The organism is Salinispora sp. H7-4 (assembly GCF_013416675.1).
In the GTDB taxonomy this organism is placed as follows: domain Bacteria; phylum Actinomycetota; class Actinomycetes; order Mycobacteriales; family Micromonosporaceae; genus Micromonospora; species Micromonospora vitiensis.
Genome location: NZ_JABZED010000044.1, coordinates 92,515 through 106,266, shown reverse-complemented (window position 1 = coordinate 106,266; position 13,752 = coordinate 92,515). Strand labels below are relative to the sequence as shown.

The 13,752-nt window shown below is 70.6% G+C and carries 11 protein-coding genes; all 11 read left to right on the top strand.

The window, feature by feature from the left end; genetic code table 11:
• Nucleotides 1–47: 47 nt before the first annotated feature.
• The 11 genes from H0524_RS17565 to H0524_RS17515 all read left to right on the top strand — a co-directional run bounded on the left by H0524_RS17565 (nucleotide 48) and on the right by H0524_RS17515 (nucleotide 13,722).
• Nucleotides 48–1,658, top strand: a complete 1,611-nt coding sequence (locus tag H0524_RS17565; protein WP_180199615.1) for an adenylate/guanylate cyclase domain-containing protein — start codon at nucleotides 48–50, stop codon at nucleotides 1,656–1,658.
• Nucleotides 1,655–2,326, top strand: a complete 672-nt coding sequence (locus H0524_RS17560) for a Crp/Fnr family transcriptional regulator (protein WP_180199614.1) — start codon at nucleotides 1,655–1,657, stop codon at nucleotides 2,324–2,326. Before H0524_RS17565 ends, H0524_RS17560 begins: the two co-directional genes overlap by 4 nt.
• 160 nt (nucleotides 2,327–2,486) lie before the next feature.
• Nucleotides 2,487–4,076 carry a diguanylate cyclase gene (locus H0524_RS17555; RefSeq protein WP_180199613.1) on the top strand — a complete coding sequence of 530 codons (1,590 nt, stop codon included), beginning with the start codon at nucleotides 2,487–2,489 and terminating at the stop codon, nucleotides 4,074–4,076.
• A 108-nt stretch (nucleotides 4,077–4,184) separates the two neighbouring features.
• Nucleotides 4,185–6,143, top strand: a complete 1,959-nt coding sequence (nhaA, locus tag H0524_RS17550) for a Na+/H+ antiporter NhaA (protein WP_180199612.1) — start codon at nucleotides 4,185–4,187, stop codon at nucleotides 6,141–6,143.
• Between the two features lie 113 nt (nucleotides 6,144–6,256).
• A complete protein-coding gene (locus H0524_RS17545; RefSeq protein WP_018725485.1) occupies nucleotides 6,257–6,562 on the top strand; it encodes a hypothetical protein in 306 nt (101 codons plus the stop codon).
• Nucleotides 6,563–6,755: 193 nt separating this feature from the next.
• Nucleotides 6,756–8,207 carry a glucose-6-phosphate dehydrogenase gene (locus tag H0524_RS17540; protein WP_180199611.1) on the top strand — a complete coding sequence of 484 codons (1,452 nt, stop codon included), beginning with the start codon at nucleotides 6,756–6,758 and terminating at the stop codon, nucleotides 8,205–8,207.
• A 104-nt stretch (nucleotides 8,208–8,311) separates the two neighbouring features.
• Nucleotides 8,312–9,844 (top strand): ABC transporter substrate-binding protein, encoded by a 1,533-nt coding sequence (locus tag H0524_RS17535; protein ID WP_180199610.1) that lies wholly within the window; start codon nucleotides 8,312–8,314, stop codon nucleotides 9,842–9,844.
• A gap of 50 nt (nucleotides 9,845–9,894) precedes the next feature.
• Nucleotides 9,895–10,839 carry an ABC transporter permease gene (locus H0524_RS17530; RefSeq protein WP_180199609.1) on the top strand — a complete coding sequence of 315 codons (945 nt, stop codon included), beginning with the start codon at nucleotides 9,895–9,897 and terminating at the stop codon, nucleotides 10,837–10,839.
• On the top strand, nucleotides 10,836–11,717 hold the full coding sequence (locus H0524_RS17525) for an ABC transporter permease (RefSeq protein WP_018725488.1): 882 nt from the start codon (nucleotides 10,836–10,838) through the stop codon (nucleotides 11,715–11,717). The genes H0524_RS17530 and H0524_RS17525 overlap by 4 nt, the downstream gene beginning before the upstream one ends.
• Nucleotides 11,714–12,703: an ABC transporter ATP-binding protein gene (locus H0524_RS17520; RefSeq protein WP_180199608.1), complete on the top strand. Its 990-nt coding sequence runs from the start codon at nucleotides 11,714–11,716 to the stop codon at nucleotides 12,701–12,703. The genes H0524_RS17525 and H0524_RS17520 overlap by 4 nt, the downstream gene beginning before the upstream one ends.
• The gene (locus tag H0524_RS17515) at nucleotides 12,700–13,722 is read left to right on the top strand and encodes an ABC transporter ATP-binding protein (RefSeq protein ID WP_180199607.1); all 1,023 of its coding nucleotides are present in this window, start codon (nucleotides 12,700–12,702) and stop codon (nucleotides 13,720–13,722) included. The genes H0524_RS17520 and H0524_RS17515 overlap by 4 nt, the downstream gene beginning before the upstream one ends.
• Nucleotides 13,723–13,752 lie beyond the last annotated feature (30 nt).

The window sequence follows — 13,752 nt, the reverse complement described above, 5'->3', positions numbered from 1 at the left end:
GCCGCCAGGTTGCGGTGCCGGTGCGGGCTCTGGTCTGGGCCGTTCACATGGCGCTGCCGCTTCTGGGGTTGTGGCTGCTGGTGGCGCGCCCGCAGGCTGATGTGCACTGGCATGATCCGTTGGGTCACTTCTATTTGATCGTTGCGGTGGCGCTGGTGAACCTGGTGATCGGCGTCATGGTCAGTGCGGCGGCGCATCGGCGGCGTGATGCGCGACTGTTCCTCGTGTCGTTGGCGTTTGTGGCCAGTGCCGGGTTTTTTGTGTTGCACGGGTTGGCCACGCCGCAGGTGCTGGTGGAGCATCCGAATCTCGGGTTCGAGTTGGCGCAGCCGGTGGGGCTGGCTTTCGCCGCCGTGTTCGCGGTGGCCTCGTCGCTGCCGTTGGATGGCCGGCGGGGCGCGGCGATCCTACGCGCGCGGCATATCTTCTGGGGTGAGCTGGCGGTGATCCTCGCCCTGTGGGGCGTGGTGTCGTTGCTGGATATGCCGCCGTTGTCGGATCGGCCGGACCCCGCGGTGGAGGACGCGTGGCTGGTCTGGTTGGCGCCGGTGTCGGTGGCGTTGCTGTTGGTCGCCGCGGTGCGGTACTTCCTGCTGTATCGGCGTCAGCCGTCGGCGATGTTGATCAGTGTGATCACGGCGTTCGTGTTGCTCGCTGAGGCGATGGTGACGGTGGTGCTGGCCGACAAGTGGGCGTTGTCGTGGTGGCAGTGGCATGTGCTGCTGGCGCTGGCGTTCGGGTTTGTCGGCTACAGCGCGTTTGTCCAGTACCGTCGTGAGGGTTCGTCGGCCGGGCTGTTCGACGGGTTGGCGCTGGACCAGACCATCCGGGCGGTTCGGGCCGAGTACGGTGCGGCGTTGGAGGAACTGGTATCCGCGCTCGCGGAGCGGGAACGTGACGGTACCGGTGACATCGGCCCGGTCGCGGCCGGGTTGGGGGAACGGTTCGGGCTGACCGAGCGGCAGACCGCGGTGCTGGAACGCGCCGCACAGGCGTTGTCGGCGGAGCGGGAGGTCAGCCGCCGGCTGGGTACCCTGTTTCGGCACTACCTGTCGCCGGATGTCGCGGCCGCGCTGATCGCCGACCCGGACCAGGCGGCGTTGGGCGGCTCGGTTGTCGAGGTGACGGCCCTCTTCGCCGACCTGCGTGGGTTCACCACGTTTTCTGAGGCGGCCGAACCCGCGGAGATCGTGGCCATGCTCAACCGCTACCACGGGGTAGCGGTTCCCTGCATCCTCGACAACGGCGGCACCGTGGTGCAGTTCGTCGGTGACGCCCTACTGGCCCTGTTCAACGCCCCAGCCCGGCAGCCCGACCACGCGCTACGAGCGGTACGCGCGGCGAGCCAGATGCGCCACGCCGTGGACGAGATCGCCGCCGGCCACCCCGACTGGCCGCGGTTCCGTATCGGCGTGAACACCGGCCCGGCGCTGGTCGGTAATATCGGCAGTGACCAGCTACGCGGCTTCAACGCGATGGGCGACGCGGTCAACGTGGCCGCCCGACTGCAAACGATGGCCGACCCCGGCCAGATCGTCATCGGCGAATCCACGTGGCGATCCACCCACACACAGGTCCCGGTCGAGCCACTCGGGGACCTCACCGTCAAAGGACGAACCGGTCTGGTCCGAGCCTACGCAGTACAGGTGCAGCAGTGAACGAATTCTGGAGCACCCTGACCACCGGCGAACGCGACGCCTTCCGCCAACGCGCCACCACCCGCCACTGGCAACGCGACGACGTCCTCTTCCACGAAGGCGACCAGTCAGGATGGGTCGCCGCCCTCGTCGCCGGCCGGGTCAAAGCCTCCTGCCACAGCGCCTCCGGCACCGAGATCCTGCTCGCGGTACGCGGGCCCGGAGCACTCCTCGGTGAGCTGTCCGCGGTAGACCGTTTGCCGCGCTCCGCAACCGTGCAGGCGCTGGACCCGGTCACCGCACTCGTTATGCCACCGGCCGGATTCCAGGAGTACCTACAACAACAGGGCCGCGTCGCCTTCCAACTCATGCGGCTGCTCGCGGAACGGTTGCGGGACGCCGACCGCAAACGAATCGAGTTTGGGGTCCAGGACAGTACCGGCCGTGTGGCGGCTCGCCTGGTGGAACTGGCCGAACGGTTCGGCACCCCGGTGGACAACGGCATCCACGTCGCCGTCCGGCTGTCCCAGGACGAGTTGGCCGGCTGGATCGGTGCGTCACGGGAGGCCGTCACCAAGTCCCTGCGTGTGTTGCGTGACTCGGGCTGGGTGCGCACCAGTCGCCTTTCGGTCGTGGTGTTCGACCTCGATGCGTTGCGGCGGCGGGCGGCCGGGGGTGCGCCGGACTGATCCGCGTCTCAGGCGGCTGCCTGTCGGGTGCTACCGACCACGCGTACCCAACGGATGACCTGAGGTGGTGCCGCCCGGGTTTGGCGGTCTGACGGGATCATGGTCGCGGTGCCAAAACGTGGTCGGTGCCGCTAGCATCGGACTGTTCTGAGGAGACCGGATGGACGACGTCACCCTCCGGGCCCTGTGCCTCCTCGAGGAGGCACAGGCCGGCGGCGCGGCCCAGGTGCTGGTGGCCGCCGAGTCCGCGCTGCGGGCACCGACCGGGGACGTCTGCGACGGCCCCGCCGCGATGCACTTCGCGCGCGTTGTGGCGTTGACCCGGTTGGGTGACCTGCGGGGCGCCGTCACCGCAGCCGACCTGATGCTGGCCGCCGCGGACCGGGAGCACAGCGTGGGATGGCGTTCGTGCGCGCTGTCGCTGCGCGCCATCCGGCGGCTGCGTCTCGGCGACCTGGACATCCGCGAGCACGACATCGTCGCGGTGCTCCGGGATCTGGTCACCGCGGAGACCGCGCTGCTCGCCGGCGAACCCGACCCCGTGATCGCGGGAAACGCCCACACCGGGATCGCAATCGGGTACGCGCAGCTGCGCCTGTACGAGCTGGCCGAGCCCCAGTTCCAGGCAGCGTACGAATCCACCTTTCAGGCGTCGTACCCGGACAACGGCAACCGGGCGATGTGGCTGTGCAACCTGGCCGAAAGCAACCTGATGTGGGCCCTGGAGCTGTACCAGGTCGGCCAGGTGGCGGAGGCGGAGCAGCATCTCACGGTGGCCGAGGAGCACGCGGTACGGGCGGCGGCGGAGGCCTCGGGGCCGAAGGCGGAGGTGTGGCGGCACCTGGGGTTGCTCTTCGCGGCGTCCGCGCGTGCCGAAGGCCGGGATCCGACCGGCGCGGCCGATGACATCCCTCGGTGCATTGCCCAACTCCAGGCGTTCGGCGTGCCCGCGCAGCAGGCGGAGGTGCTGCTGTGCCGGCCCTTCCACGCGGTCGCGCTGCACCGCTCCGGTCGGCTGGACGAAGCCCTGCGTGTCATCGAGGAGGCCGTCGTCGACCTGTCGTCCGACGCCACCTGGCTGGCCTCGGCGGCGCTGCACCGCACGCACGCGATACTGCTGGCCAAGAACGGATCGCGCGACGTCGGGCCCGGACTCACCTACGGCGACACGCTCGCCGAGCTGTTGTGGCGCCAACGGCACCGCTGGCTGCACGCGGCGGTGTCGATGCAGTCGTACGACGTCCTGCGGTGGCAGCACGAACAGGCCGAGCGGGCGGCACGGACCGACCCGCTGACCGGGGTGGCGAACCGGCGGGGCCTCGACAACTTCCTGCGGAAGCTGGCGGACCCGGGCACCGACGACGACCGGGTCGCGGTGCTCGCCCTGGACGTCGACTGTTTCAAGCGGATCAACGACTCGCAGGGGCACGCCGCTGGGGACGACGTGCTGCGTGCGGTGGCGCAGGCGCTGACCACCAGTGTCCGCAGGGGCGACTTCGTGGCCCGGCTGGGCGGCGACGAGTTCGTCGCCATCCTTCCCGGTGCTGACTGCGCCGCCGCGGAACAGGTTGCCCGTCGGGCCGTTGCCGCCGTGCGTGGACTGACGCCGTGGCGGACGGGGGTCAGCGTCGGGGTCGCCAGCGGCGCCGCCCACTCGCTCGGGATGTCGCTGGCTGATGCCGACCGCGCGATGTACGCCGCAAAGCGGGCCGGCGGCAACCAGGTGAGCCGCGGGCACGTCGCGACCTGAGCTCGGCAGCGACCCCGGCCGCGTCGGCGCCCCCCCCGGATGTCCCCGCGGGCGCGGCGGCTGCCGATATCGGGGCCAGCCTGCGGTCCGGTGGGGGAGGATCCCCACGTGACGGGCGAAATTCCTCGTGGGCGGCGGTGGTCCGCCCGGAGCACCGGGGCCAACCGGCGCAGTTCACCACTGCGGGCCTTCCTGCACACCGAGACCGGCAGCGCGCGGGTGCTGCTGGCCGCCGCCGTGGTCGCGCTCGTGTGGGTGAACCTCGACGAGTCGTCGTACGAGTCGCTGTGGGGCAGCACCTTCTCCGTCCAACTCGGCAACTGGCAGGTCTCACACGATCTGCGGTTCTGGGTCAACAGCGGACTCATGACGTTCTTCTTCCTGGTAATCGGCCTGGAGGTGCGGCGCGACTTCGATCTGGGTGAACTGCGGGAACGGCGCCGGTTGATGCTGCCGCTGCTGGCGGGGATCGGCGGCATCCTGGCGCCAATCGCGATCTACCTGGCATTCAACGCCGGGAAGCCGACGGCCATGGGCTGGGGCGTGGTGATGGCGACGGACACCGCGCTCGCGTTGGGCATGCTCGCCGTCCTCGGCCCCCGCTTCTCCGACCGGTTGCGGAACTTCCTGCTGACCGTCGCCGTCGTGGACGACCTGATCGTGATCGCGGTACTGGCGATCGCCTACCCGGAGCATCCGTCGCCGACGGCGTTGTTCGTCGCGGTGGGCATCTTCGCGCTGGTCCTGCTCATCCGTGCGGCCGGCGGCCGGTGGGGGCCGGGGTACCTGCTGCTGGGGGTGGCGGCGTGGCTGGCGGTGTCGGAGTCGGGGGTTGACCCCGTGGTGGTCGGTCTGGTGATGGGGCTACTCACCTACGCCTATGTTCCGGCCCGCACCGAGTTACGGCAGGCGGCCGACCGGTTCCGGCTGTTCCGGGAGCAACCCAGCCCGCAACTGGCGAGTTCGGTCCGGGCCGGGCTCGCGGCGGCGCTGTCCCCGAACGACCGGTTGCAACACATCTACCACCCGTGGGCCAGCTATCTGATCGTGCCACTGTTCGCGCTGGCGAACGTCGGCGTGGTGGTTGACGGTGAACTTCTGGCTCGCGCGGCGACCTCCCCGGTCACCCTCGGCGTCCTCTTCGCCTACGTGGTCGGCAAGCCGGCCGGAATCGTGATCGCCTCGATGCTGGTGGCCCGGCTCAGCCAGAACCGGTTCCGGGCACCGGTCGGCTGGGCCGCGATCATCGGAGTCGGCACCGTCTCCGGCATCGGGTTCACCATCGCGTTGCTGATCGCCACCCACGCCCTCCACGGGCCCGCCCTCGACGAGGCGAAGGTGGGCATCCTCGTAGCGACGGTCGGCGCCTCCCTCACCACCTGGCTGGTGTTCCGCCTCGCCGCCCGGCTCGGCCCGGCGCGGCGGGCCCGGGCGCTGCTGGGCGCCGCGGAGGGGATCATCGACCTGATGGTCCCGGTCGATCCGGATCGGGACCATGTCCGTGGTCCACGCGAGGCACCGGTGACAGTCGTGGAGTACGCCGACTTCGAGTGCCCCTACTGCGGGCAGGCCGAACCGGCAGTCCGGGAACTGCTGGCCGACTTCTCCAGTATCCGGTACGTCTGGCGGCACCTACCCCTCACCGACGTGCACCCCAACGCCCAGGTGGCCGCTGAGGCCGCCGAGGCGGCGGGAGAGCAGGGGGCCTTCTGGGAGATGCACGACCTGCTGCTGGCGAATCAGGGTGAGCTGCGCCCCGCCGATCTGCTCCGGTACGCCGAACGACTCGACCTTGATCTGGACCGGTTCCGGGAACACCTCGCCGAACGTCGTGGTACTGCCCGGATCGCCGAGGATGTCGACTCGGCCGATCTGAGCAGCGTCTCCGGTACGCCGACCTTCTTCGTCAACGGTCGCCGACACCACGGCCCGTACAACATCGAGGCGCTCTCCGCGGCGGTCACGACGGCGTTCACCAGTGCGCGGCTTCGCCCCGCGGACGGCCGGGAACCAGGCTACCGGCGCGAGGGTGGGCCGGAACGGCCGGACGCGGAACCGGGGAGCTGAGGGACCCGGCCCGGCGGAACGACCGGGTGGGTCCGCCGACGTGGCGGATGCGGACAGCGGGGGCGGGCCGGGGCGGGAAGGTTTCTGGTCGGCCCGTCGGGGAAGCCAGCGGTATGGCCGAAACCTTCGCGGATCAGGATCTGGCTACCCTGCGGTCCATCGCGCGTGGCGCCGGGATAGCGGACACCGAACGTATGCCGCACGACGAGTTGGTCGAGATGCTAAGCCGGGCAGGCTTGGCCGAACCGGACAGTGAGGCGGCCGAGCAGCCCACCCGGGACCCGGCCGGGCTCGCCGGCCTGCCTCGCAGTGATCTCACCCTGGGTGATGAGAGCACCGGTGGGCGGGCCGCTGAGGAGTCGATCGGCGCTCGCCCGGGGGAGTCGGGCACCGAGATCCCCGACCGCACCGAGCGCTGACCACCGACCACCGACTACGGGCGCGCCGCCCCCGGGGACCGAACCAGCGTGTTCGGCCGCGGGGGCGGCGCACGCGCAAACCACCCCGGTTGACCCGGTCGAGCCGGAGGCCGGAACAAGCCGTGATGCGACTGGCGGGCGGTCCGCGCCGAACCAGCCCGTACCGGCCGGCCCGGCAGGGCATGGTGGGGGTATGACGACCTCGCAGTCCACCACCGCTGGTCACCGCGCCGATCGGGCGAAGCACCGCCCCCAGACGTTGCTCCTGCTGGGGGCGAGCGGTGACCTGGCTGACCGGCTGCTGCTGCCGGGCCTGGGGCGGCTGGTGGCCACCGGTCCCGGTGCCCGGTCGAACCTCACCCTGCTCGGCAGCGGCGCGGACGACTGGGATGACGAGCGTTGGCGTCGCCGGGTGGCGGACGCCTTCGCCGCGGCGGGGGCGACCGGCCCCCGGGTCAAGGAGCTTGTCCGCACCACCTGCTATCTGCCCGCCGACGTGACGAAGGAGAAGGATCTACGCCGGCTGTTGTCGAACTGTCACGACCAACTCGTGATCTTCTTCGCGCTGCCGCCGGCGATCACCGCCCAGGCCGCCGCCGAGCTAACCCGGATCGGTCTGCCACCGGGCACCCGGCTGATGTTGGAGAAGCCCTTCGGCACCGACGCTGTCTCGGCCCGCTCCCTCAATGAGGTGCTGGCCCGGCTGGTGCCGGAGGAGCAGGTTTACCGCATCGACCACTTCCTCGGCAAGTCCACGGTGATGAACATCCTCGGGCTGCGCTTCGCCAACCGGATCTTCGAGCCGATGCTGAGCTCCGCGCACGTGGCCTGCGTGGACATTGTTTTCGACGAGACGCTGGGACTGGCCGGCCGGGCCGGCTACTACGACGGCGCCGGCGCGCTCATCGACATGGTGCAGAGTCACCTGCTCCAGGTCCTCGCACTGATCGCGATGGACGCCCCGCCCACCCTCGACGCCCGGGACCTGCGGGGCCGGAAGGCGCAGGTGCTGCGGGCCACCCGGGTGTGGGCGGACGACCCGGCGAGGTGGAGCCGGCGGGGCCGGTATGCGGCGGGGGAGGCCAACGGGAAACGGCTGCCCGCGTACACCGAGGAGCCCGGTGTCGACCCCGGCCGGGGCACCGAGACGTTCGCCGAGGTGGTGCTCTGTGTCGACACCTGGCGCTGGGCCGGCGTGCCGTTCCGGCTGCGTACCGGCAAGGGGCTCGCGGCCCGCCGCAAGGAGGCCGTGGTCACGTTCAAGCAACCGCCCCGGGTGCCGTCCGGGCTGATCGGGTACGACCAGCCCGACCGGCTGCGGATCGGCTTCGGCCCGGACCGGCTCGGCCTCGACGTCAACATCAACGGCCCCGGGAACCCGTTGGAACTGGGCCAGGCACACCTGGTGGCCGACTTCGGCCCGGGGGGTCTGCCGCCGTACGGGGAGGTGCTCCGCGGCGCCTTCGACGGCGACCCGACGCTGTCGGTCCGGGGCGACACCGCCGAGGACTGCTGGCAGATCATCGAGCCGGTGCTCGACTGCTGGCGGGCGGGGGCGGTGCCATTGCGGGAGTACCCGGCGGGCAGTCGGGGCCCGGAGGACTCCCTGCTGACCCCGATGCCGGGCGTGGCGACCAAGGACTGACCCGGTGCCGGGTAGGCATCAGCCCAATTTTTTGACATGGTCCGGCTCGAGGGTGAGACTCACATGATCGTTCACTTTGCCGGGAAGAGTCCACAGGGGGGACCATGTCCAGCAAGAGATTCCGGGGGGCCGGTGTCGCGCTCGCCCTGACGTTCGGTCTGCTGGCGGGTTGCAGCGCCGGGGAGGGCGTCGACGTCGACGGGGGGCAGACCGGCGCCGGTGGGATCCTCACCGCCGCGATCAGCGGGGAGCCGGATCAGCTGGACCCACACCACACCTCGGCATACCCCAGCTTCCAGGTGCTCGAGAATGTCTACGACACGCTCGTCGAGCCGGACGCGAACCTGGCGATGAAGCCGTCCCTGGCGACCGAGTGGACCACCAGCGATGACCAACTCACCTGGACGTTCACCCTCCGTGAGGAGGTGACTTTCAGTGACGGATCCCCGCTCACCGCCGAGGACGTGGTCTACTCGTACAACCGGATCATCGACGAGGAGCTGAACGCCGCGTACCGGCTCGCCACCGTCGAGTCGGTGACGGCCCCGGATCCGGGCACCGTCGTCGTGCAGCTGACCGCGCCCACCCCGAACCTGCTCGCCAGCCTCGGTGGCTTCAAGGGAATGGCGATCGTCAAGGAGTCCAACGTGGAATCCGGGGCGGTGAAGACGGAGCCGATCGGCAGCGGCCCGTTCGCCGTCTCCTCCTACAGCGCCGGGGACAGCATCAAGCTGGTGCGCAACGACAACTACTGGGGCACCAAGCCCAAGCTGGACGGGGTGACCTTCACCTTCGTGCAGGACCCGACGGTGGCCCTGCAGAACCTGCGCAGCGACGAGGTGCAGTGGACCGACAACCTGCCGCCGCAGCAGGTGTCGGCGCTTCGTGAGGACGACGACCTCGTCGTGCGCTCCGCGGCATCGAGCGACTACTGGTACCTGGCTCTCAACCAGGCCCGCAAGCCCTACGACGACGTCAACGTGCGCCGGGCGGTCGCCTACGCGCTCGACCGGGAGGCCATCACCAAGGCCGCCAAGTTCGGGCTGGCGACGGTCAACCAGACCGCGATTCCGACCGACAGCGCCTACTACTACGACTACGCGCCGTACCAGCAGGACCTGGCGCAGGCGAAGCAGCTGCTGGCCGAGGCGGGCGGGACCGACCTGACCATGGATCTGATGGTCACCAACGAGTACCCGGAGACGGTGACCGCGGCGCAGGTCATCGCGGCGCAGCTCGAGAAGATCGGCATCACTGTCAAGATCCGTACGCTGGACTTCGCCCAGTGGCTCGACGAGCAGGGCAAGGGGAACTTCGACTCGTTCATGCTCGGTTGGCTGGGCAACATCGACCCCGACGAGTTCTACTACGCCCAGCACCACAGCGCCGGCACCTTCAACTTCCACGGATACCGCAACCCGACCGTGGACAACCTGCTCGACCAGGCCCGGACCGAGACCGACCAGGCCGCGCGGAAGCAGCAGTACGAGCAGGCGGCCAAGCAGATCGTCGACGATGTCAGCTACCTCTACCTCTACAACCCGGATGTGGTGCAGGGCTGGTCGCCGCAGATCAGCGGCTACGAGGTCCGCGCCGACCGGGCGATCCGGTTCCGCGACGTCGACCTTGCCCGGTGAGGTGGCGGGACCTTGCTGGTGATGCTCAGTGAGTTGGCGGGTCACTCCAGGTGACCCGCTTCATCCTGCGTCGGCTGCTCCAGTCCGGCATCGTCCTCCTCGGTGTGACGCTGGTGGTGTTCCTGCTGCTGCAACTCGTCCCCGGCGATCCGGTGCGGGTGGCGCTCGGTACCCGCTTCGACCCCGAGACGTACGAGGCGTTGCGCTCCCGGGCCGGGCTGGACCAGCCGCTGCCGGTGCAGTACGCCAGCTACGTCGGGCAGGCGTTGACCGGTGATCTCGGGGTCAGCTTCCGCAGCGGCCGGCCGGTGACCGCGATCGTGCTGGAGCGGCTGCCCGCGACGCTCTCCCTGGCGATCACCGCGATCGTCTTCGCGCTCCTGGTCGCCTTCCCGCTGGGGGTGCTCTCGGCCCTGCGCAGCGGCTCGGTGTTCGACCACGCCGCGCGGGTGTTCAGCCAGTTCGGGGTCTCGGTACCGGACTTCTGGATGGGCATCATGGGCATCCTGCTCTTCGCGGGGGTGCTGGGTTGGTTTCCGCCCTCGGGTTACGTGGCCCTCACCGAGGATCCTGTCGGCTGGGCGTCGCACGTCTTTCTCCCGGCGGTCACGGTCGGCCTGGTCACCGCGTCGATCCTGACCAGATTCATCCGATCCTCCGTGCTGGAGGTGCTCGCCGAGGACTACGTCCGCACCGCCGAGGCGAAGGGGCTGCCCACCCGCGTGGTGGTGGTGCGGCACGTCCTGCGGAACGCGCTGATCCCGGTGGTCACCGTCGTGGCGGTGCAGCTGGCCAGCCTGCTCGGCGGCGTGATCGTGATCGAGGTGCTCTTCGCATGGCCCGGGGTGGGTCGACTCACCTATGACGCGGTGCAGGCCCGGGACTATCCCGTGCTCCAGGGGGCGATCCTGCTCGTGGCGGCGCTGTTCCTGGTGGTCAACCTCCTGGTGGATCTCCTCTATGCCCGCCTTGATCCGAGGATTCGGGTGCGATGAGCGGAAACGGTGACTCGACGTCGCGCCGGGCGCTGGTGGCGCTGGGCCGCGACCCGTTGGCCGTGACCGGCGGTGTGGTGCTCGTGCTGCTGGTCGTGGCGGGCCTGGCCGGGTCGTGGCTGGCCCCCGCCGGCATCAACGAGGTGGATGTCGACCGGATGCTCCAGCCACCCAGCTGGGCGCATCCCTTCGGCACCGACGAACTCGGTCGGGACGTACTCAGCCGGGTCCTGGTCGCCGCCCGCGTCTCGCTGCAGGTCGGCGCGGTCAGCGTGGGGATCGCCCTGCTGGCGGGTGTCACGCTGGGGCTGTTTGCCGGCTACTACCAGGGGTGGCTGGACAACGTACTCATGCGGTGCATGGACGTGTTGTTCGCGTTCCCGGTCCTGCTGCTCGCGGTGGCCATCGTCGCGGTCCTGGGGCCGGGCCTGAGTACCGCGATGGTCGCGATCGGCGTGGTCTACACCCCGATCTTCGCCCGGGTCACCCGCGCGGGGGTGCTCTCCGTCCGGGAGCAGGTCTTCGTCCGGGCGGCCGTCGCCACCGGGGCATCGGATCTGCGGATCATGCGTCGGCACGTGCTGCCCAACATCGCGGCGCCGCTGATCGTCCAGACGTCGCTCTCACTGGCCTTCGCGATCCTGTCCGAGGCGGCGCTCTCCTTCCTCGGCCTGGGGGTGCAGCCGCCCGAGCCGGCCTGGGGCCGGATGCTCTACGACGGGCGCGGATTCGTCACCGACGCGTGGTGGCTGGGCTTCTTCCCCGGTGCCGCGATATTCCTCACCGTCCTGGCGTTCAACCTGGTCGGAGACGCGCTCCGCGACGTGCTCGACCCCCGCCAGCTCACCGTCAGCGAGGCGAGGAGGAACGCCGGATGACCGACGAAACCGTGCTGTCCGTCGCGGACCTGACCGTGACGATCGGTACCCGCCGGGGAGCGGCCCGCGCGGTCGCCGGCGTCGACTGGTCGGTCCGGCCGGGGGAGACCCTCGCCCTGGTCGGCGAGTCGGGCAGCGGCAAGAGCATGAGCGTGCTCGCCGCCACCGGGCTCGCCCCCCGCGCGGCCCGGGTCACCGGAGATGTCCGGCTACTCGGTACGGACCTCGCCGCGCTGTCGGCGGCACGTCGCCGGCGAATGCGGGGGCGGCACGTCGGGTTCGTCTTCCAGGACCCGATGACCTCGCTGAACCCGGTGCTGACCGTCGGCCGCCAGATCGGCGAGGCCAGCGAGGTCCACCTCGGACTGACCCGCCGAGCCGCCCGGGCCCGCGCCATCGAGATGCTCGAAATCGTCGGCATCCCCTCCGCCGCCGACCGGGTGGACGCCTACCCGCACCAGCTCTCCGGTGGGATGCGTCAGCGCGCGGTGATCGCCATGGCCCTGGTCTGCGAGCCGGATCTGCTGATCGCCGACGAGCCCACCACCGCGCTCGACGTGACCACGCAGGCCCAGATCGTCGAGTTGGTCGCCGACCTGCAGCGGCGCCTCGGCACCGCGGTCGTCTGGATCAGCCACGACCTCGGCGTCGTCGCCGGGCTCGCCGACACGGTGGCCGTCATGTACGGCGGTCGCATCGTGGAACAGGGGGCGGTGGACGCGGTCTTCGCCGAACCGGCGCACCCGTACACCGCCGCGCTGCTCGCGGCGCGGCCGGACCCGGACGTGAACGTCACCGAACTGGTCACCATCCCGGGGACGCCCCCCAGCCCGCTGGAGCTTCCCGAGGGGTGCGCGTTCTGGCCCCGCTGCTCGGTCCGGGGGGACAGTCGCTGCGAGCGGGAGTTGCCACCTCTGGTGCCGGTCGCGGCGGGGCACCAGGTCCGGACCTTCTATCCGCGCCAGCCGACTGGGGAGGACCGATGACCGGGGAGAGCGTGGCCACCGACGCGGTCGCGGAGCTGACCGACCTGGCGGTGCGGTTTCCGACCCCGGCCGGGGTGGTCCGCGCCGTGGACGGGGTGTCGCTGACGGTACGCCGCGGCGAAACCCTCGGTCTGGTCGGCGAGTCCGGCAGCGGCAAGTCGACCACCGGGCTGGCGCTGCTGCGCCTGGTCGAGCCGACCGCCGGTACGGTCCAGGTGGCGGGGCAGGACGTGACCCGCTGGTCGCGGCGGCGGTTGCGTCGGCTGCGCCGCCGCGTCGCCATGGTGTTCCAGGATCCGCAGGCATCCCTCGACCCGCGGCACACCGTCGGGGCGAGTATCGCCGAGCCGCTGGCCGTACACCGGCTCGCCGCCAGCGGCGCGGCCCGGCGGGACCGGGTAGCCGAACTGCTCGACCTGGTCGGCCTGCGTCGCGATCTCGCCGAACGGCACCCGCACGAACTCTCCGGCGGCCAGCGGCAGCGGGTGGGCATCGCCCGGGCACTCGCCGGTGAGCCGGACCTGATCGTCCTCGACGAACCGATCGCCTCCCTGGACCTGAGCGTGCAGGCGCAGATCATGAACCTGCTCCGCGGGCTGCAGCGAGAGCTCGGGCTAACCTATCTCTTTATCGCGCACGATCTCGCCGCCGTCGAGCACATGAGTGATCGGGTGGCCGTGATGTACCTCGGCCGGATCGTGGAGAGCGGCACCCCGGCGCAGATCTGGCGGGAGCCCGCCCACCCCTACACCGCCGCTCTCCTGTCGGCGGTGCCGGTGGCCGACCCGCCGGTGCAGCGTAGTCGCCAGCGGATCATCCTGGCCGGTGATGTCCCGAGCCCGATCGACCCGCCCACCGGCTGCCGGTTCCGGACGCGGTGCCCGCAGGCCCGGCCCGACTGCGCCCAGACCGACCCGGTGCTGGTCGAGATCGGCTCCGGCCACCAGGCGGCCTGCCTCTTCGCGGGCGAGGCGGTACGCGCGATGCGGGCGCAGCCCGTCAACGTCCCCTCGCCCTGACCGCTGCAACCTGGCGCAACAACAAGGCCA

Coding starts and splice junctions, on each gene's coding strand:
- H0524_RS17565 (WP_180199615.1), top strand. CDS start 48: ATGGCGCTGCCGCTTCTGGGGTTGTGGCTGCTGGTGGCGCGCCCGCAG.
- H0524_RS17555 (WP_180199613.1), top strand. CDS start 2,487: ATGGACGACGTCACCCTCCGGGCCCTGTGCCTCCTCGAGGAGGCACAG.
- H0524_RS17545 (WP_018725485.1), top strand. CDS start 6,257: ATGGCCGAAACCTTCGCGGATCAGGATCTGGCTACCCTGCGGTCCATC.
- H0524_RS17540 (WP_180199611.1), top strand. CDS start 6,756: ATGACGACCTCGCAGTCCACCACCGCTGGTCACCGCGCCGATCGGGCG.
- H0524_RS17535 (WP_180199610.1), top strand. CDS start 8,312: ATGTCCAGCAAGAGATTCCGGGGGGCCGGTGTCGCGCTCGCCCTGACG.
- H0524_RS17525 (WP_018725488.1), top strand. CDS start 10,836: ATGAGCGGAAACGGTGACTCGACGTCGCGCCGGGCGCTGGTGGCGCTG.
- H0524_RS17520 (WP_180199608.1), top strand. CDS start 11,714: ATGACCGACGAAACCGTGCTGTCCGTCGCGGACCTGACCGTGACGATC.
- H0524_RS17515 (WP_180199607.1), top strand. CDS start 12,700: ATGACCGGGGAGAGCGTGGCCACCGACGCGGTCGCGGAGCTGACCGAC.